Genomic DNA, 22,071 nt, shown 5'->3' on the forward strand with positions numbered 1-22,071 from the left:
GTCAGCGGCAGGCCGGATGAGGGCCCAGCCTGCCGCTGTTAACTTAGCGGACCGGGGCCGGAACCGGCGCCAGGGTTTCGTGCTCGCTCTTCTGGCGAGACGGTGCTTTGTGCACCATGGTGTAGGCGTAATCCACGCCCATGCCGTAGGCACCGGAGTGCTCACGCACGATATCCATTACCGCGTTGTAGGTCTCTTTGCGCGCCCAGTCACGCTGCCACTCCAGCATCACCTGCTGCCAGGTTACCGGGATCACGCCCGCCTGGATCATGCGCTGCATGGCGAAGTCGTGGGCCTCTTTTGAGGTGCCGCCAGAAGCGTCCGCCACCATGTAGATCTCGTAGTCGCCTTCCAGCATCGCGCACAGGGCGAAGGTGTTGTTGCACACTTCGGTCCACAGACCGGAGACCACCACTTTCTTCTTGCCGTTGGCTTCCAGCGCGTCACGCACTTTCTGGTCATCCCAGGAGTTCATGGAGGTACGCTCAAGGATCTCTTTGCCCGGGAAAACATCCAGCAGTTCCGGGAAGGTGTTGCCGGAGAAGCTTTCGGTTTCAACGGTGGTGATGGTGGTCGGGATGTTGAACACTTTGGCCGATTTCGCCAGCGCTACCACGTTGTTTTTCAGCACCTGACGGTCGATAGACTGCACGCCAAACGCCATCTGCGGCTGCTGGTCGATGAAGATAATCTGACAGTTATCCGGGGTTAACACTTCGAGCTTTGAGTTAGACATAATGGTATCCAGTGAGGTTAACAGGTGAAATCGCACCACGCGTTGACGATGCGTTGAGTGCATCCTATGCCTCTCAGGCCCCGGCGGTAATTATCTCTTTGTATAATTAACCTTTCGTATAGGTATACGCAGGTATAGTTATACTTTGGTATACCTATCCCTTTGTATAACTGTTTTTTTTCAGTAACCGGTTCCAATAATCCTGACCATTCCCCCTCTCAGTCAGGAGCAATTATGACTTCCTCTGCCAAAGCAGATCTGATTCTGGTGAATGGCCAGTTTCATACCGTCGATCGTGAAAATCCCCTCGCCGAAGCGGTGGCCGTGCGTAACGGTAAATTCCTTGCGGTGGGCACCGCTGCCGAGGTGATGCAGTACCACGACGACGCTACCAAAGTGGTGGATCTGAAAGGCCACACCGCCATTCCCGGTCTTAATGACTCGCACCTGCACCTGATCCGCGGCGGGCTGAACTACAACCTCGAGCTGCGCTGGGAGGGGGTGCCCTCGCTGGCTGACGCCCTGCGGATGCTCAAAGAGCAGGCCCTGCGCACCCCGTCACCGCAGTGGGTGCGCGTGGTGGGCGGCTGGAGCGAGTTCCAGTTTGCCGAGCGCCGCATGCCGACCCTGGACGAGATCAACGAGGCTGCGCCGGACACCCCGGTCTTTATCCTGCACCTGTATGACCGCGCCCTGCTCAACCGCGCGGCGCTGAAGGTGGTGGGCTACACCAAAGAGACCCCGAACCCGCCGGGCGGTGAGATCCAGCGCGATGCCAACGGTAACCCGACCGGGATGCTGATCGCCCGTCCGAACGCCATGATCCTCTACGCTACTCTCGCCAAAGGGCCGAAGCTGCCTCTGGAGCAGCAGGTGAACTCCACCCGCCAGTTTATGCGCGAGCTGAACCGCCTGGGCTTAACCAGCGCCATCGACGCCGGCGGCGGTTTCCAGAACTACCCGGAAGACTACGAGGTGATCGCCGAGCTGCACGAGAAAAAGCAGATGACTATCCGCATCGCCTACAACCTCTTCACCCAGCGCCCTGGCCACGAGCTGGAAGATTTCGAGAAGTGGACCGATATGCTCAAGCCGGGCCAGGGCACCGACTTCTTCCGCCATAACGGCGCGGGGGAGATGCTGGTCTTCTCTGCCGCCGATTTTGAAGATTTCCTTGAGCCGCGCCCGGATCTGGCCCCCGGCATGGAGGACGAACTGGAGCGCGTGGTGCGCCATCTGGTGGAGCACCGCTGGCCGTTCCGCCTGCACGCCACCTACGACGAGTCCATCAGCCGGATGCTGGATGTCTTTGAGAAGGTGAACCGCGAGATCCCGTTCGACGGCCTGCACTGGTTCTTTGACCACGCCGAGACGGTGACCCAGCGCAACATCGACCGCATCAAGGCGCTGGGCGGCGGCATCGCCGTGCAGCACCGCATGGCCTTCCAGGGCGAGTACTTCGCCGAGCGTTACGGGATGGAGGCGGTTCGCCACACTCCGCCGGTCACCCGTATGCTTGAGACCGGCGTGCCGGTAGGACTCGGGACCGACGCCACCCGCGTGGCGAGCTACAACCCGTGGACCGCCCTCTACTGGCTGGTCTCTGGCCGTACCGTCGGCGGAATGCAGATGTACGATCACAGCGCCCGTCTGGATCGCGACACCGCCCTGATGCTCTGGACCCAGGGCAGCGCGTGGTTCTCGAACGAGCAGAACCAGAAAGGCCAGATCAAAAAGGGCCAGCTGGCGGATCTGGCGGTGCTGAGCAAAGACTACTTCCGCGTGCCGGAAGAGGAGATCAAGGGCATCGAGTCGGTGCTGACGGTGGTGGATGGCGATATCGTCTACGCCGCAGGCAGCTTCGGTCCGCTGGCGCCGCCTGCCATCCCGGTCCTGCCGGAGTGGTCCCCGGTGGTCAAGGTGCCGGGTCACTACCGCAGCACGCCACCGCAGGCCGCCCGCGTGGGGATGCAGCCTGCGCACCACTGCAGTGGTCCGTGCGGGGTGCACAACCATTCGCACGACTTTGCCCGCACGGCAGAGATGCCGGTGGCCGACGATAACGCCTTCTGGGGAGCGCTGGGCTGCAGCTGCTTCGCGTTCTGATCATGATGAACTCAACCCAACCCAACCTGCCCCGGATTGACCTGGGGCTGTTCTTCCTGCGCCTCACCGGCAGCCTGCTGTTGCTCTACGTGCATGGCCTGCCGAAAGTGCTGCACTTCAGCGAAGAGCTGACGCGGATCGAAGATCCCTTTGGCTTCGGGCCGTACTTCAGCCTGATCCCGGCGATCGTCGCCGAGGTGATCTGCCCGATCCTGATCCTGTTCGGCGTGGCGACCCGGCTGGCCTGCGTGCCAATCATCGCCGTGCTGCTGGTGGCGATGCTGGTAGTGCATCCGGGCTGGTCGATCGCCGAAGGCCAGTTTGGCTGGCTGCTGCTGATCATCTTCACCACCCTGGCCATCACCGGCCCCGGTGGCTGGCGGCTGCGTACACGTGCTACGGAGAGATTCGCATGACCCAGGTGACCGACGCGCACATCGAACACCCCCCTGCCCCGGCGATCTCAACGTGGCAGCCGCTGCACCAGCGGGTGTTCCGCATGCTGTGGATCGCCACGGTGGTCTCCAACGTCGGCTCGTGGATGAGCGACGTCGGCGTGAACTGGAGCATGCTGACCCTGAGCGCCGATCCGCTGGATATCGCCCTGGTGCAGGCGGCAAGCAGCCTGCCGATGTTCCTCTTCGCCCTGCCCTCCGGGGTGATGGCGGACATCGTCGATCGTCGCAAGTACCTGCTCTTCTCCCAGCTGTGGGTGTTTATTGCCGCGGCGGGGCTGACGGTGCTGTCGTTTACCGGCCAGGTGACCCCGACGGTGCTGCTGGTGGCGGCCTTTCTGCTGAGCGTGGGCAGCGCCATGAGCTCGCCGCCGTTCCAGGCGGTGGTGCCGGACCTGGTGAGCAAGGCGGAGCTGGGCCCGGCGATTGCGCTGAACTCGCTGGGGGTGAACATCAGCCGCGCCATCGGTCCGGCGCTGGGGGGCTTTTTGCTCTCGCTGGCGGGGCCGTGGATGGTATTCCTGCTCAACGCCCTGTCGGTACTGGGCGTGGCCTGGGTGCTGTGGCGCTGGAAACCTGCGGCATCGGTGCAGCGCCTGCCGCCGGAGCACTTCTTCTCGGCGGTGCGTGCCGGGGTGCGCTATGTGCACGCCGCCCCGGTGCTGCGTAACGTGTTGATTCGTACCGTGGCGTTCTTTCTCTTCGCCAGCGCGGGCTGGGCGCTGCTGCCGCTGGTGGCGCGCCGGGAGCTGGGCCTCGGCCCGGCGGGGTACGGCATCATGCTGGCCTGCATCGGGCTGGGGGCAATTGCCGGGGCGGTGCTACTGCCGCGTCTGCGTCAGCGCCTCAATGCCGATCAACTGATGGTGGCGGCAAGCCTGGTCTTCGCCATCACCATGCTGGCCCTGGCCTTTGTGCGTCACTTCTGGCTGCTGAACCTGTTTGAGTTTTTCACCGGCTTTGCGTGGATCGCGGTGCTCTCCACCCTCAACCTCGGGGCGCAACGCAGCGCCGCACGCTGGGTGAAGGCCCGGGCGCTGGCGGTCTATCTGACGGTCTTCTTCGGCTCGATGACCGCGGGCAGCGCCCTGTGGGGGCAGATCGCCTCGCACGTCAACACCGCCACCTCGCTCTGCGTGGCGACGATCGGGATGCTACTGGCGAGCGCCACGGTGCTGCGCTGGCGGCTTGAGAAAGATCCCAATCTGAACCTCGACACCAGCGGGCTTATCGCCGACGACGCCCGGGAGAACATCCCCAACGAACGCGGGCCGGTGCTGGTCTCCTGCGAGTACCTTGTCGATCCCGAAGCGGTACCCGATTTTCTGCAGGCGGTACACGAGCTGCGCCGGGTACGTCGCCGGGCGGGAGCCATGAGCTGGGCGGTGTATGAAGATATCGACCGGCCGGGCCTGTATATCGAGACCTTCCTGCTGGGATCGTGGGTGGAACACCTGCGCCTGCAGGAGCGGCACACCATGAATGACCACCTGCTGCAAAGCCGCGTCCTGGCTTTTCATCAGGGCGATGCACCCCCGGCAACCCGCTATCTGGTGGCGCCGGTTTAAAACCTGAAACAACCTTTTGAGGAAGAGACTATGGCTACGATCAAAGCGAAAGACGGCACGCAGATTTACTACAAAGACTGGGGTGCAGGTAAACCGGTGCTGTTCAGCCACGGCTGGCCGCTGGATGCCGACATGTGGGACAACCAGCTTAACTATCTGGCCGAGCGCGGCTTTCGCGCTATCGCCTTCGACCGTCGCGGCTTTGGCCGTTCGGATCAGCCGTGGAACGGCTACGACTACGACACCTTTGCCTCCGACATCAACGACCTGATCACCGCCCTGGATCTGCGCGACGTGACCCTGGTGGGCTTCTCCATGGGCGGCGGCGACGTGAGCCGTTATATCGGCACCTACGGCACCGATCGCGTGGCTGGCCTGGCGCTGCTTGGGGCGGTAACGCCGATCTTCGGCAAGTCTGACTCTTACCCGCAGGGTGTGGATCAGTCGGTCTTCGACGGCATTCGTGACGGCCTGCTGAAAGATCGCGCCCAGTTCATCAGCGATTTCGCCACCCCGTTCTACGGCCTTAACGCCGGGCAGAAAGTCTCTGAGGGCGCCCTGACCCAGACCCTGAACATCGCCCTGCTGGCCTCGCTGAAAGGGACCCTGGACTGCGTGACCGCGTTTGCCGAGACCGACTTCCGCCCGGATATGGCAAAAGTCGACGTCCCGACACTGGTGATCCACGGCAGCAACGACCAGATCGTACCGTTTGAAACCACCGGTAAAGTGGCGGCGGAGCTGATCGGCAATGCCCAGCTGAAGGTGTATGACAACGCGCCGCACGGCTTTGCGCTGACGCATCAGGACCAGCTGAATGAAGACCTGCTGACGTTTGTGAAATCGCTGTAAGTGTTTAAATGCCGGGTGGCGCTTCGCTTACCCGGCCTACATGGTTTGTAGGCCCGTGCAAGCGCAGCGCCGCCGGGCAGATTACGTTTCTTCTGAGGTAAAAACCATCCCCGCGTAAGGCTTCTCCCGACATGCCGCCAGCCGGGCGGCCAAATCCCCCACGTGCAGTTCCAGCTTGTGCCCGTCCGGGTCGAGAAAATAGAACGACGCCCCTTCGCTTTTGTTCTCTTTCCAGACTGTGACGCCTGCGTCTTTAAGCTTTTGCGTGAAGGTGCCGAATTGTTCTGGTGCGACAGAGAACGCGTAGTGGGTGTAGCCGCTCTCCTGCGGCGGAATAAATTTGCGCGAGTCGTCATAGGACAGACAGAGCCAGAGATCGCCGCAGGTGAGATACGCCCCGGTGTGCCATTCGGCGTGCAGGCGCAGGCCAAGGAGATCGCGCCAGAAGGTGATGCTGGCAGGCAGGTTGCTGACGGCGAGGGTCAGGTGGTTGAGGGCGTTGATCATGAGGTTCACTCCTGGATAGAGGTTAACCTCACTTCTTTAGCATGTTTATCGACGTATAAATAGAAGCGATCCTTGCACGCTTTTTTGGGCTGGCACCACATTTCCATTTCACGCTGTGTTCGCTTTTCTTTGATATAGCCTAAATCGGCGAGGTAGACCCGAAGCGGTTCGGCATTAGTCGTATCTTTGAAAATGATGGCATTCGAAGGAGGATATCCGTCACCGGGTTGAGATTCAAAGTAGTAACTTTGGGAAATTCTCGGCGCGTTTTGAATTTTATTATAGGTGAGAGTGTAATAACGATAGCGATCGGTTTCTTTGTAGACCGTCATCTCGTTTATGTCAGATGCGATGAGGTAGATAAACAGCGAGCAGAGAATTAAGACTGTGAGGAAAAAAACAATGAGGTATCTGATAAAGGTAAAGCGCATCATCTAACCCCTGTATATCCAAATGCTGTGCCATTTTCGGTAAGAACATTAACGACGCCAGAAGTAAAATCATCCCAGGGATACAACCATCTCATAAACATGGGAAGCTCAGCGATGTAAGGCTCATGCTTAATACAAGGGTCGTCTGGATCAGGAAAAATGATGGGTTTAAAGCCACGATTTTTAAAAGAGCCAATAGCTCCATAATAATCCCATCGCCGTAATGCAGATTCATAGCTTACAGGCTTCACCAGGTCAGCATAGAAGCCGGGTCTGATAGCACGATAGAATCCAAACAAATCAGAAACTAAATCTTCTCCGCTAAAGCCGCTATCTGTATACCAGGTAAATAGCCGAAGGCTTTGTAAATCTTCGAAATTGAATGCGGTACTCATCATCATCGCCAACATCATACGATTAATTTCGTGCGTATCACGGCCACGTCTGATTTCCCATTTGGCAAACCGTCCAATACCCAGTCGAGAGCTAACTTTTGCTACGCTCATATCCTGACGATACATAACGACATAGTAATTCCGCCCACTTCCCTCACCCTGCACAAACTGTCTTCTGAGTTCTTCGACATCATCGCCACGGGCATGGCCCATATCTATCCAACCCAGCACATCGGTATAAATAAGCCCTCTTAATGAATGTTCGAAGTCAGCACCATCCCTGATATCTTGTCTTGAGCTCACAATATATATCCTTATATGAGTAAAGCTCTGATAGTAAGTAAGATATTTTATCGTTGTCTATATCAGACTTAATTATTCGGAATTTATTGTAATGTATTACTTAATTGTTCTGGAATTAAGAAGGGGATGGAATATATTTTCCCTACTCATCAACCTTTACGCCGGGTGGCGCTGCGCTTACCCGGCTTACGGTGTTGTAGGCCCGTGCAAGCGCAGCGCCGCCGGGCAATGCCTACTGTTCTCTTTTAGCCCAGGCGGCACGCATCACAGGAATAAACACAGGTGGAATTACCCCCATTTTGGGTAACGGCGTATTGATCTCCACGCCCGGCGCAACCGCGAACCACTCCGTATTAAACGGCAATTTTTGCAGGCGATTAAGATCAAACTTTGTCGGCCAGCTTAGCCCTGCCGTATCAAGCTGATCGTCGATGACGAACTCGCCCTGATAAACGTGGTCCGTCCGTGAGGTTCCATAGACGATCAGGACGGCATGAAGATCCGGGAAGACGTTCAGAATCAGCCCGGGACGCGCTTTCGGCCCCGGATGGCCCAGATCCTCATGTTGAGGAAACTTGCACCAGATAATGTCACCGATTGCAGGTAACGGGTTGTAATTATTAGCCATAAGCATCCTGCTTATTTAAATAATGGAGAGTCCAGATCGTCCTCTGAGATGTCGAGGCCTGACAGTTTCTTAACGGCGGCATGTTGCGCGTCGGTCAGCGGGCCGTCGTCCTGTTCGTAAGCGGGAAGCACCTCTTTAGCAAGGTTGCGTAACGCCTTATGGACTAACTCGGTCTGATTCAGCGAGAGCTCCGCCATCAGACGGGCAAAAGTCTCCTCGCTGACGCCAAATTCGTTATCGACAGAACGAAGCTGGAACAGGAATTTTTTCGGAGGAGTACGTGTTGGGGTGGGCATGATTAACCTCTCTATAAAACTATATGCAAAGTATATAGGGAGAGATAAATATGATCCATATAGAAAGTATATACACCTTTCGGTGATCCTTGTTTTAGGTAGTTAGGCATTGCACTTGATGTTCCCGTAAAATGCCAGCAAAAGAAGGATAACTAACTGAAAATCTTGACTGGAGAACATATGGACGCGGCTGAAAAAGATGGCAGATTTGCGTGGGCGAATTTTTATCAGGCTTTTGCCAAACAGCTACTAACATGGCGAAGCAGGCGAGATGAACTGGTCGCAGGCATTCATCAGATCACCACCGAGGTCGCCGGGATGTCTCATCTGCAAGACAAACCAGCCCAGGGCGAGCCTTACCCGTTAAAAGATATTTGTCCATTTACGACAATAGGTTTATTCAATCGCACTCTCACGGACGCCAATCGGAGCAATATCGCCGGTCATCTGGCGAAATTAATAGGCGTTAGCGAAACCGTGCCCGATTCGTTTGCCGGAGTTCCAGTTCTTAACAACCAGAAATCATGGTTTTTTAGTAGTGAAGGAAAACGTCATACCGCTGACATCGATAAGCTGTGGGAGATGTTCGCTCAGGCCCTGAATTATGCGGATAACCCAACAAATTCGGCAAATTTCATTTATAGCTACGATAACGCATCTGGTGTGCGTAATGTAGGCTGGAATCTGACCATCGGGCTGTACTGGTGTTGCCCGTGGTTTTACCCCACCCTGGATAGCCAGTCGAAATCTTATATTCAGAATGTGCTCAATATTACGATTCTACGGGATGGAAAAAAAGGTCGCAGCAGTGGGCGAAACTACCTGAATATCAGATCCGATATTAATAATCTATTCAGTCAACCAGACTGCCCTGTTCATTCTTTTCCTGAACTTTCTCTGATGGCATGGAACAGGGCCGATGATAAGGAACAAAAGGGGTGGAAAGTATCCCTTTTGGACAAAGTAAAAAAATTATGTCTGGCGAAAAACAGTCCTCACTTAACACGCACTGAGTTTATTGAAACCTACCGGGAAGAAATTCAGGCCGAGCATCCTGATAATAATACGATTGAACATACCATTTCTCATTACCTGCAGAAATTACGTAAGGATGGAGAGCTAACGTTCCATGGTAATGGAAAATATCAATATATTCACTTCAATAATGCTGCCGTGCCCGGCAAAAATAACGCCTCTTACACTCTTAGCCATCTGATTGAAGAAGGCTGCTTCCTGGATGAAGAGAAGATTCACTTCATCCTTCAGCGGCTAAAAGACAAAAAGAACCTGATCCTTCAGGGCCCCCCCGGCACCGGCAAAACCTGGCTGGCGCGCCGTCTGGCTTACTGCCTGACGGGTGAAAAAGCCCCTGAGCGGATCAGCGCGGTACAGTTCCACCCGAACCTCTCTTATGAAGACTTTATTCGTGGCTGGCGCCCCGGCAAAGAGGGACGTTTAGAGCTTATCGACGGGCCATTCGTAAATGCCATCAACAAAGCGCTTAATAACCCCGCCGCGAAATATGTGGTGATTATTGAAGAGATCAACCGTGGCAATCCGGCGCAAATTTTTGGTGAAACGCTTACGCTGATGGAAGCTGATAAACGCACCCCGACTGAGGCGCTGGAACTCTCCTATCGCACGGCTCCGGATGAAAAAATCTATATCCCCGAGAACTTATACATCATCGGCACCATGAATATTGCCGACCGTTCCCTGGCGCTCCTCGACTTAGCCCTGCGCCGCCGTTTCGCGTTTATCGACCTGAAGCCGGTATTTAATGAGGCGTGGAAAAACTGGGTGAACCAAAAATTTGCGGTCGATCCGGATGTTCTGAATTTAATCGAATCGCGTCTGACGGCACTGAATGAGATGCTGGCAAATGACCTCGCCCTGGGGCCGCAGTTCTGCGTCGGGCACAGCTATGTCACCCCAGCAGCCGGCCAGCAGATTGGCGAGGCTATTGCCTGGTATGAACAGGTTGTCGAAACGGAAATTTGTCCGCTGCTCGCCGAATACTGGTTCGATGCCCCGAACAAAGTCAACGACGCAAGAAAAGTGTTATTAGCACAATGACTTCCGGCGAAGAGCAACTTAAGACGTCGCGCATTCCCGTGCGCAATCTCTGGTTATTGATGCTGTACGCTTCCGATCTGTTTCGCGAGCTGGGGCGGAGCTACGTTGCCGTGGAAGATAATCCGGATGAGATCCCCGATCTGGTGGCGAAGATCCTGCTCCATGAGATTGCGCTGCGCCGCCGTCGCAATTTAAGCATGGGCTATCAAACCCGGCATGCCAGTCTGAACCGGGTACGGGGAAGAATTGATATTCTGCATACCGCCAGCCATCAGCTGCTGGATCGGGGCCGGGTTGCCTGCCAGTTCCAGGAGATGACTCTCGATACGCCGCGAAATCGCTACGTTCGCTGTGCGTTAGAACGCCTCACCTCGCTCATCACTAAACCTGCACTGGCCGCAGAGTGCCGCTATGCGGCAATGGCGCTGCGTCGTGAGGGCATTAACGGCGAGTTCCCTGACAACCGCGAACTGCCCTCGGTGACACGCTTTGGCCGCCATGATGCGGCCGATAAACCGATGGTGGATGCTGCGCAACTGGCCTTTCAGTTGCTGTTACCCACTCAGGATAAAGGTCATCATCTGTTACCCGCCCCTTCAGATAATCTCTCCTGGATGCGAAAGCTGTTTGAGAAAGGCATTGCCGGTTTTTATCGCGTCCACCTCAAAAAAGGGATCTGGCAGGTATCTGCCGGGAAAGAGCTGAAATGGGCATTGAGCGATCAAAGCCCAGGCAGTGCTGATATCTTCCCGACGATGCAGTCAGATATCATTCTTGAACATCGGGTGAATGCGAAGCGCATCATTATTGATACTAAATTTAATGCGATCGTCACTAAGGGCTGGCATCGTGATACGACTCTGCGCAGCGGCTATATTTATCAGCTGTATACCTATCTGCGCACGCAGGAGAGCGATGCCGATCCGTTATCCCTTCACGCCGCAGGCATGCTGTTGCACCCTGCTGTTGGGTACATGATGAATGAATACATTGTCACCCAAGGGCATAAGATCCATTTTGCGACAGTCGATATGGCGGCGGATGCACGATCGATAAAAAATCAGCTCCTGGATTTGGCTTACGACTGCGCGCAGCCATAAAGCAAGCGTGGGCACATTTACGCCGGGTGGCGCTGCGCTTACCCGGCCTACAACACCCCAGGCCCGTACAAGCGCAGCGCCGCCGGGCAATGCCGGTTAGTGCTTCACCATTACGTGCCGCACCACGGTGTAATCCTCCAGCCCGTACATCGACATATCCTTGCCGTAGCCGGAGAGCTTCTGCCCGCCGTGCGGCATCTCGCTGACCAGCATAAAGTGGGTGTTCACCCAGGTGCAGCCGTATTGCAGGCGGGCGCTCATGCGGTGCGCGCGACCCACGTCCTGGGTCCAGACCGATGAGGCCAGCCCGTACCGGGAGTCATTGGCCCACTCCAGCACCTGCTCTTCGTCGTCAAACATGCTCACGCTCACCACCGGGCCGAAGACCTCGCGCTGGACGATCTCATCCTCCTGTTTCGCCCCGGCCAGCAGGGTGGGCTGGTAGTAATACCCGCTGCCGCCTGCCACATTGCCGCCGGTGACCACGTGAATGTGCGGCAGGGCTTTGGCGCGCTCTACCGCCTCGCTGACGCGGGCCAGATGGGCGGCGGAACTGACCGGGCCCAGCTCGGTGGTCTCATCATCCGGGGCGCCCATTTTCAGGCTGGCGACGGCGACGCCCAGTTTTTCCACCAGCGTGTTATAGATCTCTTTTTGCGCATAGATACGGCAGGCGGCGGTGCAGTCCTGCCCGGCGTTGTAGAAGCCGAAGGTGCGTACCCCCTCCACCACCGCATCGATATCGGCGTCGTTAAAGACGATCACCGGCGCTTTGCCGCCGAGCTCCATATGGGTGCGCTTAATCGACGGCGCGGTATGGGAAATAATGTGCTCCCCGGTGGCGATGGAGCCGGTCAGGGAGACCATGCGCACCTTGTCGTGGCCGGTCAGCGGGTCGCCCACGGTTTTCCCCCGGCCAAACAGGACGTTAATCACCCCGGCCGGGAAGATATCTTTCGCCAGCTCGGCCAGCTTCAGGGCGGTGAGCGGGGTGATCTCAGAGGGTTTAAGCACCACGCAGTTGCCCGCCGCCAGCGCCGGGCCCAACTTCCAGGCCGCCATCATCAGAGGATAGTTCCACGGGGCGATGGAGGCGACAACGCCCACCGCATCGCGACGGATCATCGAGGTGTGCCCCTCCATATACTCCCCGGCGGCCAAGCCGTTCAGGCAGCGGGTGGCACCCGCAAAAAAGCGGAACACGTCGACAATGGCCGGGATTTCGTCATTCAGCACGCAGTGCAGCGGCTTGCCGCAGTTCTGCGACTCCAGACGGGCAAAGGTATCGGCGTTCTGCTCAATCATATCCGCCAGCTTCAGCAAACATTCAGCGCGCGCTTTCGGCGTGGTCTGGCCCCAGGTACGGAAGGCACGATCGGCCGCCTGCACTGCGGCATCCACCTGCTCCGGGCTGGCTTCGGCTATCTCCAGCAGGACCTCGCCGGTGGCCGGGTTGTACACGGGTTGCATCTCACCTGAACCCGCAACCAGTTCGCCATTAATCAGTAAGTTGTGTTGCATAGCCGACTCCATTGTTTTTATGGTCTGAGTGAATTACAGAGATTGTCCCGCGTTAAGACGTTTTGCATGCTCGATCGCGTCGTTTTCCGGCGCGTTTGAGCGGCCAAACGGTCGGGCCAGCGCCATGTAAATCAGGCCGGAGATCACCACCACCGACAGCCCCACCAGCACCGTCCAGCGGTCGATAAAACTTACGCTCTCGGCGGGTTGCGCCAGCAGCCAGATGCCGCACAGGCCGTAGGCCAGCGCCAGGATATTGACCAGCATCCCCCAGCCGCCGACGCTCCACTCCCCGGCGGGTTTCCAGCCTTTCAGCCGCTGGCGCAGCGCCGCCAGCACCACCATCTGGAACGAAATGTAGATACCGATAACCGCAAAGGCGGTGATGCGCGCCAGGTTATCCGGCTGGAAGTAAACCCACACGCAGATGAGCACCGGCAGCAGGCAGCTGACGATCATCGCGTTGTCCGGGACGCTGTTTTTCGACAGCTTTGCCATCCAGGCGCTACCCGGTAGCATCTGGTCGCGGGAGAAGGAGAAGATCAGGCGGCTCAGGGCGGCCTGTAGCGACAGGATGCACGACAGCATGGCGATCACCGCGATAATGATAAATACCGTGGCGCCGGTTTCCCCCAGGGCTTCGTTGAGGATCGCCGGGATGGGATCGGCAATCTGGCCGTTGACGATGTTCATCAGATTCGGGGAGGCGAGCAGGTAGCCGAGGATCGAGATCAGCGCCGAGATGGCACCAAAGACGATGCTCAGGATCATCGCCACCGGGATCTTCTTGCTCGGGTTTTTCACCTCTTCCGCCACGTTGCCGCAGGCTTCAAAGCCGAAGAACATAAACAGGCCGATCAGCGCCGCCGCCATAAACGCCGGCTGGTAGCTGCCATCTTTGGCGATCACGCCCATCGAGTCGAAGACCACCGAGAAGGGCTGCGCGCGATGGAAAATCAGCAGGTAGATCCCGAGCGCAATCACGCTGACGATCTCGCACCAGAAGCCAATTCGGGCCACCCGGGCGAGGTTTCTGGTGCCCGACATGTTCACCGCCATCATCATCAGGAGGAGCACCACCGAGGTGATCAGCATGTTGCCTGCCGAGGTTTCAAAACCGAACAGTGACCCGACGAAGGTGGCGGTATATTCCGCTACCGAGGTGATGGTCACCACCAGTGCCCAGAGGTAGATCCAGGCGGCGATCCACGCATATTTTTTGCCCCACAGGCGTCTGGCCCACGGGTACAGCCCGCCAGTAATGGGATACTGCGACGCCACCTCGCCAAATACCAGCGCCACCAGCAGCTGTCCGCAGGCGACAATTGGGATCCACCAGATAGCCGGTGGCCCCGCCAGCGTCACCGCCAGGGCAAAGAGGGAGTAGACCGCCGTCAGCGGCGAGAGGTAGGTGAATCCGAGCGAAAAGTTAGAGATAAGGCCGATGGAGCGGTGAAATTGCTGTGTATTATCGCTATGAATTGCTTCACTTTTCTTGCCAGAAGTCTGTTCCATACGTTTTTCTCTGTGTAGTGATTAGGCCGCAGGTAACACGAATCAAGGTATAGAAGAGCGCCTGAAAGCCGTACAGCACCACTCTCGCGATTTGTTAAGATTTGTATGTATATGTCACGTTTTTGTTATGGTTAACCCGCATTTTCCGTGAGGCGCATCACGCCTGCGCGGTGAGATCGCGACCTGATCGCGCTTTTTGCCGACTATTTCGCCTGTTTTTCCTGCCTGCATCACAGAATTCAAACAATCCCCCCTGAATAAATCCATTTTGCCAAAACGTAGATATTTTTAATTTATGGCTACGAAACACCCCGTTCCCTGAATACTTTCTGAGAGGATTGATTCTGATGAATGCACTGACCGCCGTACAACAGCCCGACGAGGCGTTAGCCCGGACCATCACCGGTTTTAGCATTGCGCCCTCCGCGCAGTCTCCGCGCCTGCTGGAGCTGACGTTCTCCGCGGAGGTCACGCAGCAGTTCCTGCGGGAGGTGGAGCAGTGGCCCATCCAGGCGCTGGAGTACAAATCCTTCCTGCGCTTTCGGGTGGCGAAGATCCTCGACGACCTGTGCGGCAACCAGCTTCAGCCTCTGCTGCTGAACACCCTTCTCAGCCGTGACCAGGGTGCCCTGCTGATCTCCGCCGACGGGGTGGATAACGTCGCCCAGGCTGACGAGATGGTGAAGATCGCCACCGCCGTGGCGCACCTGATCGGCCGCTCCAATTACGACGCCATGAGCGGCCAGTACTACGCCCGCTTTACGGTGAAAAACGTCGATAACTCAGACAGCTACCTGCGCCAGCCCCACCGCGTGCTGGAGTTGCACAACGACGGCACCTTCGTGGATGAAGTGACCGACTACGTGCTGATGATGAAGATCGACGAGCAGAACATGCAGGGCGGCAACTCCCTGCTGCTGCACCTCGACGACTGGGAAGCGCTGGATAAATTCTTCAGCCATCCGCTGGCCCGTCGCCCGCTGCGCTGGACGGCGCCGCCGAGCAAAAACGTCTCTCAGGATGTCTTCCACCCGGTGTTCGATGTTGACCAGCAGGGCCGTCCGGTGATGCGCTATATCGACCAGTTCGTACAGCCGAAGGACTTTGAAGAGGGTGTCTGGCTGAGTGAACTTTCAGACGCGCTGGAGAGCAGCAGGCACATCATCTCCATTCCGGTCCCGGTGGGTAAGTTCCTGCTGATTAACAATATGTTCTGGCTACATGGCCGGGATCGCTTTACCCCGCACCCAGATCTGCGTCGGGAGCTGATGCGTCAGCGCGGGTATATCAGCTATGCCACCACTCACTATCAGACTCATCAGTAGGGATGGCGCGGATGTATGATTTTGTCATTACCGGCGGCGGCATTATCGGCATGTCGACCGCCATGCAGCTGATTGCGCTCTACCCGGACGCCCGCATCGCCCTGCTGGAGAAGGAGGCGGGCCCCGCCTGCCACCAGACCGGGCGCAACAGCGGGGTGATCCACGCCGGGGTCTATTACACCCCCGGCAGCCTGAAGGCGCAGTTCTGCCTGGCGGGGAACCGGGCCACCAAAGCCTTCTGCGATGAGAACGCTATTCGCTATGACACCTGCGGCAAGATGCTGGTCGCCACCTCCCCGCTGGAGATGGAACGGATGCAGGCCCTGTGGGATCGCACCGCCGCCAACGGGATCGAGCGCGAGTGGCTGAGCGGTGCCGAACTGCGCGAGCGCGAACCCAATATCACCGGGCTGGGCGGGATTTTTGTCCCCTCCAGCGGGATCGTCAGCTATCGCGAGGTGGCAGCGGCGATGGCAAAACGCTTCCAGCAACAAGGCGGGGAGGTGATCTTCAACGCCGAGGTCAGCGCCCTGAAGGAGCACGCCAGCGGCGTTGTCATTCATACCCGCGACGGGCGCGAGTTTGAAGCCCTTACCCTGATTGCCTGCGCCGGGCTGATGGCCGATCGGCTGGTGAAAATGCTCGGCATCGATCCCGGCTTTATTATCTGTCCGTTCCGCGGAGAATATTTCCGCCTGGCGCCGGAGCACAATCAGATCGTGAACCACCTTATCTACCCGATCCCGGATCCGGCCATGCCGTTCCTGGGCGTGCACCTCACCCGGATGATCGACGGCAGCGTCACGGTGGGGCCCAACGCAGTGCTCGCCTTTAAGCGCGAGGGCTATCGCAAGAGCGATCTCTCCTTCACCGATATGCTGGAAATTCTGGGTTCAACGGGCATCCGCCGGGTGCTGCAAAACAACCTTCTCTCGGGTTTAAGCGAGATGAAAAACTCCCTGTGCAGAAGCGGCTACCTGCGCCAGGTGCAAAAATACTGCCCGAGCCTGACCCTGAAGGATCTGCATCCCTGGCCTGCGGGTGTGAGGGCGCAGGCAGTTTCGCCAGAAGGGAAGCTGATCGACGACTTTTTATTTGTCACCACGCCGCGCACCATCCATACCTGTAATGCGCCCTCACCGGCGGCGACCTCGGCGATCCCCATCGGGGCGCATATTGTCAGCAAGGTGCAGACCCTGCTCGCCAGCCAGCACAACCCCGGCCGTGCGCTGCGGGCGGCCAGTCGCGCAGAGCCACTACACGCCGCGTATACCCGTTAATCATTCTGAGACAGGAAGCCATCATGCAACTCAACGATCCCAGCTTATTCCGCCAGCAGGCATATATAGAAGGAGAGTGGTGCGACGCCCACAGCGGCGAGACGATTGCCGTGACCAACCCGGCGAACGGCCAGACCCTGGGCAGCGTGCCGAAAATGGGTGCCGGTGAGACCCGCGAGGCGATTGAGGCGGCGAACCGCGCCCTGCCCGCCTGGCGCGCGCTCACCGCCAAAGCGCGCGCCAACATTCTGCGCCGCTGGTTCGATTTGATGATGGCGAACCAGGACGATCTGGCCCAACTGATGACCCTCGAGCAGGGCAAACCGCTGGCGGAAGCCAAAGGCGAGATTAGCTATGCCGCCTCCTTTATAGAGTGGTTCGCCGAAGAGGGGAAACGCGTGTACGGCGACACCATTCCGGGCCATCAGGCGGACAAGCGGTTGATTGTGATTAAGCAGCCGATTGGCGTGACGGCGGCCATCACCCCGTGGAACTTCCCGGCGGCGATGATCACCCGCAAGGCGGGCCCGGCGCTGGCGGCAGGCTGCACCATGGTCCTCAAACCCGCCAGCCAGACCCCCTACTCCGCCCTGGCGCTGGCCGAACTGGCGAGCCGCGCGGGCATTCCGGCGGGTGTGTTTAACGTCGTCACCGGTTCGGCATCCGACATCGGCAACGAGCTGACCGGCAACCCGCTGGTGCGCAAGCTCTCCTTTACCGGCTCGACCGAGATTGGCCGCCAGCTGATGGCCCAGTGCGCGAAGGACATCAAAAAGGTCTCGCTGGAGCTGGGCGGCAACGCCCCCTTTATTGTCTTTGACGATGCCGACCTGGATAAGGCCGTGGAAGGGGCGCTGGCCTCCAAGTTCCGCAACGCCGGGCAGACCTGCGTCTGCGCCAACCGCCTGTACGTGCAGGAGGGCGTGTACGATCGCTTTGCCGAAAAACTCCAGCAGGCGGTGGAAAAAATGCAGATTGGCGACGGCCTGACCCAGGGCGTCACCATCGGGCCGCTGATTGACGGCAAGGCGGTGGAGAAAGTCGAAGAACACATTGCCGACGCGGTGGAGAAAGGCGCGCGGATTATCACCGGCGGATCGCAGCATAAACTCGGCGGCAACTTCTTCCAGCCGACTATTCTTGTAGATGTGTCCGGTGATGCGAAAGTCGCCAGAGAGGAGACCTTCGGCCCGCTGGCCCCGCTGTTCCGCTTTAAGGATGAGGCGGACGTGATCCATATGGCTAACGACACCGAGTTCGGCCTCGCCGCCTACTTCTATGCCCGCGATTTAAGCCGCGTGTTCCGCGTCGGCGAGGCGCTGGAGTATGGCATCGTCGGGATCAACACCGGCATTATCTCTAACGAAGTGGCCCCGTTCGGCGGCATTAAAGCCTCTGGCCTGGGTCGGGAAGGTTCCAAATACGGCATCGAAGATTACTTAGAAATCAAATATATGTGCATCGGCCTTTAATCTTTCAGGAGATTTCAATGAGCAGCAATAAAGCGTTAATGCAGCGTCGTAGCAATGCCATCCCCCGCGGCGTGGGCCAGATCCACCCGATCTTTGCCGCCCGCGCCGAGAACTGCCGGGTATGGGACGTCGAAGGCCGGGAATATCTTGATTTCGCCGGGGGGATTGCGGTGCTGAACACCGGGCATCTGCACCCGGAGGTGGTGAGCGCCGTGGAAGAACAGCTGAAAAAGCTGTCGCACACCTGCTTCCAGGTGCTGGCTTATGAACCTTATCTGGAGCTTTGCGAAACCCTGAACCAGAAAGTGCCGGGGGATTTCCCGAAAAAGACCCTGCTGGTGACCACCGGCTCCGAAGCGGTGGAGAACGCGGTGAAAATCGCCCGCGCCGCCACGAAGCGCAACGGCACCATCGCCTTTACCGGGGCCTACCATGGCCGCACCCACTACACCCTGTCGCTGACCGGGAAAGTGAACCCTTACTCGGCGGGAATGGGGCTGATGCCGGGCCACGTCTATCGCGCGCTTTATCCGTGCGCCCTGCACGGCATCAGCGATGACGACGCCATCGCCAGCATCCATCGCATCTTCAAGAACGATGCTGCCCCGGAAGATATCGCCGCCATCGTGATCGAACCCGTCCAGGGTGAAGGCGGCTTCTATGCCACCTCCCCGGCCTTTATGCAGCGCCTGCGCGACCTGTGCGACGAGCACGGCATCATGCTGATTGCCGATGAAGTGCAGAGCGGCGCAGGCCGCACCGGCACCTTCTTCGCCATGGAGCAGATGGGCGTGGCGGCGGATATCACCACCTTCGCCAAATCGATTGCCGGCGGCTTCCCGCTGGCGGGCGTTACCGGCCGCGCCGAGGTGATGGACGCCATCGCCCCGGGCGGGCTGGGCGGCACCTACGCCGGAAGCCCCATCGCCTGCGCCGCCGCGCTGGCGGTGATGAAGGTGTTCGAGCAGGAAGATCTGCTGGGCAAAGCCAATAAGCTGGGCAACACCCTGCGTGAAGGCCTGCTGGCTATCGCTGAAAAACACCGGGAGATCGGCGACGTTCGCGGCCTGGGGGCGATGATCGCCATCGAGCTATTTGAAGAGGGCGACCACCATAAACCGGACGCTGCGCTGACGGCGCAGATTGTGGCCCGGGCGCGGGACAAGGGGTTGATCCTGCTCTCCTGCGGCCCGTACCATAACGTGCTGCGCATCCTGGTGCCGCTGACCGTGGAAGAGGCGCAGCTTCAGCAGGGGCTGGCGATTATCGCCGAGTGTTTTGACGAGGCGAAGCAGGGTTAATCTTTATGCCCGGTGCAGGCCGGGCAGTCTTCAAGGAGCAGGACCATGACCATCATTTCCCAGGCGACGGCCATCGACGGCTACCGCTGGCTGAAGAACGACATTATCCGCGGCGTCTATCACCCGGATGAGAAGCTGCGCATGAGCCTGCTGACCTCCCGGTATGAGCTGGGCGTCGGCCCGCTGCGCGAAGCGCTGTCGCAGCTGGTTGCCGAAGGGCTGGTGACGGTCATCAACCAGAAAGGCTACCGGGTGGCACCCATGTCCGAACAGGAGCTGCTCGATATCTTTGATGCACGCGCCAACATGGAGGCGATGCTGGTCCGCCTTGCCATCGAACGCGGCGGCGAAGAGTGGGAAGCGGAGCTGCTCGCCCGGGCACACCTGTTGAACAAGCTGGAATCCCGCGATGCCAGCGAGACGATGCTGGACGAGTGGGACCAGCGCCATCAGGCGTTTCATACCGCGATTGTGGCGGGGTGTGGGTCGCGCTATTTGATGCAGATGCGGGAGCGGCTGTTTGATTTGGCGGCGCGGTACCGGTATGTGTGGCTGCGCAAGACTGTTTTGTCTGTTGCGATGCTGGAGGAGAAGAATGTGGAGCATCAGAAGCTGATGGACGCGGTGCTGGCGCGCGATGCGGATAAGGCGGGGGAACTGATGTATCAGCACTTGTTGACGCCGATTCCGATAATTAGGGGGGCGATGGGCTGAAGATTTTGCTGTCGACTCTAAATCCAGATTTTCCCTTTTTGCCCACCAATCACCAGGCAACCAGATCCACACGTTTGCCTGATCATGTTTGTTTAGAAGTCATCATTTATCACCTTTCTGGAACGATGCACTAAACGCGGCATCAGCAATAAGGTTTTCTCCGCGTTTGCGGTATGTAATGCCATTGATGCCGGGTCAGGGGTAAAAAGTGGAACGCCTAAAATGGTAGCCAGTTCAAATACCGCGCCAATTGCACACCCCATGTCTCCCTCTTCAGCACGATAAACAAGCCCGCGTGAGACACCCGCACGCTCAGCCAGCTCTTCAACGGTAAGTTGACGTTCAATACGCGCAGTACGAAGCATTAACCCCAGCAGTCGTGCAGCGTCGCGGCTATGGCGGGAATAAGTTCGGGTAGAGGGTTTTGCCATCACAGGCCTCTTTGTTCCATTAACAGGTCATATAAGGCAATTATAATCCGTTTATGGAACAATAAAACTTCTTTGCTTTAGCGATACCTATGGGTTGTGATTAGTCGAACAACCATTTCCCAGCCCTGGCTGATTCGATCAACATGCTAATCGTAAAATCGGGAACAGGAACAGGGGCAGTTTTCTTAAATGGATTCCAGGAAAAAAACTCGTCGGGATAATAAATCTTTATATTAAAGCTTCCTCTATCAACGTTAAATTCTCTAAAAAATTCCTCCATGAGTTCTTCTGCTTCGTCGACATCCAGCAACATATCCGTATCGAGGTCTGTACTGGCATTGAGTAATTCCTGGTTTTTCTCGTTATTGATGAGGTACACGCCGTTATAATGTCTGGCAAGCGCATAGATACGTTGTTCGATATTCCCGGTCATAACTTATCATTTCCTTATGCGTAAAATTATAAATCACAGCGAATTTATATATTTAATGGATATTCGAAAGCAGCCGAATAACGCTTATTACGTTTTATATTAATCTGGACTTATTTTTATTCACTGGTTAGATTTACAGGTGTTATTTAACGCAATACGGGCATGCGCCAACATGCCCGTATCGCTCATCACAATCACTATTGAAAGAGAATAGTAACCATGACTGATATCGATTGTATTGCAGAATCACTGCAACCAGAAGTCTTTGCCGCTGACGACCGGGTATTTACCGTAAGTTATGCGACGCGGTATGGAGATTATACCCGCATCCCGGCGTTTATCATGAAAGGCCTGTGGCTCAATGAAGCCGGGTTCAGCACCGGAACGAAGGTAGATGTAAAGGTAATGAAGGGCTGCATGATCCTGACGTCCCGGCAGGGAGAGCCGGAGATAGAGACGCTGATGCGTGAGGTGAGTCAACTGTCGGATCATGAGCAACAGCAGGTGATGGACTTTGTTGGGGTGATATCCGGGAAGCTTCGAAAGGCTTAAGACAGCGATTGAATGAGAAAGGCGCCGGTGGGCGCCTTTTTTATTGGTTACGAAAACAGATAAAACGAAAGGCT

22 protein-coding genes are annotated in these 22,071 nt (G+C 57.4%); 12 read left to right on the forward strand and 10 right to left on the reverse strand.

What is annotated here, in order from left to right; translation table 11 throughout:
* Nucleotides 1–43 precede the first annotated feature (43 nt).
* Nucleotides 44–736, reverse strand: coding sequence for a hydrolase (locus B3X29_RS03310; RefSeq protein WP_103823317.1), 693 nt, complete (start codon nucleotides 734–736; stop codon nucleotides 44–46).
* A 234-nt stretch (nucleotides 737–970) separates the two neighbouring features.
* Between B3X29_RS03310 and B3X29_RS03315 the strand changes: the two genes are divergently transcribed.
* From B3X29_RS03315 to B3X29_RS03330, 4 genes are read left to right on the forward strand one after another with little or no spacing between them, the layout of a single operon-like run.
* On the forward strand, nucleotides 971–2,842 hold the full coding sequence (locus B3X29_RS03315; protein ID WP_159340141.1) for an amidohydrolase: 1,872 nt from the start codon (nucleotides 971–973) through the stop codon (nucleotides 2,840–2,842).
* Between the two features lie 5 nt (nucleotides 2,843–2,847).
* Nucleotides 2,848–3,258, forward strand: a complete 411-nt coding sequence (locus B3X29_RS03320) for a DoxX family protein (RefSeq protein WP_159340192.1) — start codon at nucleotides 2,848–2,850, stop codon at nucleotides 3,256–3,258.
* Nucleotides 3,255–4,865, forward strand: a complete 1,611-nt coding sequence (locus B3X29_RS03325; RefSeq protein ID WP_159340142.1) for an MFS transporter — start codon at nucleotides 3,255–3,257, stop codon at nucleotides 4,863–4,865. The genes B3X29_RS03320 and B3X29_RS03325 overlap by 4 nt, the downstream gene beginning before the upstream one ends.
* Before the next feature lie 30 nt (nucleotides 4,866–4,895).
* Entirely contained in the window at nucleotides 4,896–5,717 is an 822-nt protein-coding gene (locus B3X29_RS03330; RefSeq protein WP_159340143.1) for an alpha/beta fold hydrolase, read from the forward strand.
* A gap of 81 nt (nucleotides 5,718–5,798) precedes the next feature.
* On the opposite strand, the gene B3X29_RS03335 is transcribed toward B3X29_RS03330, so the two are convergent.
* The 5 genes from B3X29_RS03335 to B3X29_RS03355 form a co-directional block, all read right to left on the reverse strand.
* Nucleotides 5,799–6,224 carry a FosA8 family fosfomycin resistance glutathione transferase gene (locus tag B3X29_RS03335; protein ID WP_159340144.1) on the reverse strand — a complete coding sequence of 142 codons (426 nt, stop codon included), beginning with the start codon at nucleotides 6,222–6,224 and terminating at the stop codon, nucleotides 5,799–5,801.
* Between the two features lie 5 nt (nucleotides 6,225–6,229).
* The gene (locus B3X29_RS03340) at nucleotides 6,230–6,658 is read right to left on the reverse strand and encodes a hypothetical protein (protein ID WP_233210514.1); all 429 of its coding nucleotides are present in this window, start codon (nucleotides 6,656–6,658) and stop codon (nucleotides 6,230–6,232) included.
* The gene (locus B3X29_RS03345) at nucleotides 6,655–7,353 is read right to left on the reverse strand and encodes a hypothetical protein (protein WP_159340145.1); all 699 of its coding nucleotides are present in this window, start codon (nucleotides 7,351–7,353) and stop codon (nucleotides 6,655–6,657) included. Before B3X29_RS03345 ends, B3X29_RS03340 begins: the two co-directional genes overlap by 4 nt.
* Before the next feature lie 232 nt (nucleotides 7,354–7,585).
* Nucleotides 7,586–7,981: a hypothetical protein gene (locus B3X29_RS03350; protein WP_103178077.1), complete on the reverse strand. Its 396-nt coding sequence runs from the start codon at nucleotides 7,979–7,981 to the stop codon at nucleotides 7,586–7,588.
* A gap of 11 nt (nucleotides 7,982–7,992) precedes the next feature.
* Nucleotides 7,993–8,277: a hypothetical protein gene (locus B3X29_RS03355; RefSeq protein WP_103178076.1), complete on the reverse strand. Its 285-nt coding sequence runs from the start codon at nucleotides 8,275–8,277 to the stop codon at nucleotides 7,993–7,995.
* 180 nt (nucleotides 8,278–8,457) lie between these two features.
* Here B3X29_RS03355 and B3X29_RS03360 point away from each other — a divergent pair, with 180 nt between their 5' ends.
* Together B3X29_RS03360 and mcrC are read left to right on the forward strand one after the other, a co-directional pair.
* The gene (locus B3X29_RS03360) at nucleotides 8,458–10,353 is read left to right on the forward strand and encodes an AAA family ATPase (RefSeq protein WP_159340146.1); all 1,896 of its coding nucleotides are present in this window, start codon (nucleotides 8,458–8,460) and stop codon (nucleotides 10,351–10,353) included.
* Nucleotides 10,350–11,453, forward strand: a complete 1,104-nt coding sequence (gene mcrC, locus B3X29_RS03365) for a 5-methylcytosine-specific restriction endonuclease system specificity protein McrC (protein ID WP_103178074.1) — start codon at nucleotides 10,350–10,352, stop codon at nucleotides 11,451–11,453. Before B3X29_RS03360 ends, mcrC begins: the two co-directional genes overlap by 4 nt.
* A 96-nt stretch (nucleotides 11,454–11,549) precedes the next feature.
* Here mcrC and patD read toward each other — a convergent pair whose 3' ends face one another.
* Both patD and B3X29_RS03375 read right to left on the reverse strand, forming a co-directional pair.
* The gene (gene patD, locus B3X29_RS03370) at nucleotides 11,550–12,974 is read right to left on the reverse strand and encodes an aminobutyraldehyde dehydrogenase (RefSeq protein ID WP_159340147.1); all 1,425 of its coding nucleotides are present in this window, start codon (nucleotides 12,972–12,974) and stop codon (nucleotides 11,550–11,552) included.
* Between the two features lie 33 nt (nucleotides 12,975–13,007).
* Nucleotides 13,008–14,489 (reverse strand): APC family permease, encoded by a 1,482-nt coding sequence (locus B3X29_RS03375; RefSeq protein WP_159340148.1) that lies wholly within the window; start codon nucleotides 14,487–14,489, stop codon nucleotides 13,008–13,010.
* Nucleotides 14,490–14,836: 347 nt separating this feature from the next.
* Between B3X29_RS03375 and glaH the strand changes: the two genes are divergently transcribed.
* From glaH to csiR, 5 genes are read left to right on the forward strand one after another with little or no spacing between them, the layout of a single operon-like run.
* A complete protein-coding gene (gene glaH / locus B3X29_RS03380) occupies nucleotides 14,837–15,814 on the forward strand; it encodes a glutarate dioxygenase GlaH (protein ID WP_103178071.1) in 978 nt (325 codons plus the stop codon).
* A gap of 11 nt (nucleotides 15,815–15,825) precedes the next feature.
* On the forward strand, nucleotides 15,826–17,094 hold the full coding sequence (gene lhgO / locus B3X29_RS03385) for an L-2-hydroxyglutarate oxidase (protein ID WP_159340149.1): 1,269 nt from the start codon (nucleotides 15,826–15,828) through the stop codon (nucleotides 17,092–17,094).
* A 23-nt stretch (nucleotides 17,095–17,117) separates the two neighbouring features.
* Nucleotides 17,118–18,566: an NADP-dependent succinate-semialdehyde dehydrogenase gene (gene gabD / locus B3X29_RS03390; RefSeq protein ID WP_159340150.1), complete on the forward strand. Its 1,449-nt coding sequence runs from the start codon at nucleotides 17,118–17,120 to the stop codon at nucleotides 18,564–18,566.
* Nucleotides 18,567–18,583: 17 nt separating this feature from the next.
* The gene (gene gabT, locus B3X29_RS03395; protein WP_159340151.1) at nucleotides 18,584–19,867 is read left to right on the forward strand and encodes a 4-aminobutyrate--2-oxoglutarate transaminase; all 1,284 of its coding nucleotides are present in this window, start codon (nucleotides 18,584–18,586) and stop codon (nucleotides 19,865–19,867) included.
* A 45-nt stretch (nucleotides 19,868–19,912) separates the two neighbouring features.
* A complete protein-coding gene (gene csiR, locus B3X29_RS03400; protein ID WP_159340152.1) occupies nucleotides 19,913–20,581 on the forward strand; it encodes a DNA-binding transcriptional regulator CsiR in 669 nt (222 codons plus the stop codon).
* A gap of 92 nt (nucleotides 20,582–20,673) precedes the next feature.
* On the opposite strand, the gene B3X29_RS03405 is transcribed toward csiR, so the two are convergent.
* Both B3X29_RS03405 and B3X29_RS03410 read right to left on the reverse strand, forming a co-directional pair.
* Complete coding sequence (locus tag B3X29_RS03405; RefSeq protein WP_159340153.1) at nucleotides 20,674–21,012, reverse strand: helix-turn-helix domain-containing protein; 339 nt, start codon at nucleotides 21,010–21,012, stop codon at nucleotides 20,674–20,676.
* 100 nt (nucleotides 21,013–21,112) lie between these two features.
* Nucleotides 21,113–21,445 carry a DUF1493 family protein gene (locus tag B3X29_RS03410; RefSeq protein WP_159340154.1) on the reverse strand — a complete coding sequence of 111 codons (333 nt, stop codon included), beginning with the start codon at nucleotides 21,443–21,445 and terminating at the stop codon, nucleotides 21,113–21,115.
* Nucleotides 21,446–21,664: 219 nt separating this feature from the next.
* On the opposite strand from B3X29_RS03410, the gene symE reads away from it, so the two are divergent.
* On the forward strand, nucleotides 21,665–21,997 hold the full coding sequence (gene symE / locus B3X29_RS03415) for an endoribonuclease SymE (protein WP_159340155.1): 333 nt from the start codon (nucleotides 21,665–21,667) through the stop codon (nucleotides 21,995–21,997).
* Nucleotides 21,998–22,071 lie beyond the last annotated feature (74 nt).

The sequence above is a fragment of the Leclercia sp. UBA5076 genome, from assembly GCF_002416465.1.
Classification (GTDB): domain Bacteria; phylum Pseudomonadota; class Gammaproteobacteria; order Enterobacterales; family Enterobacteriaceae; genus Enterobacter.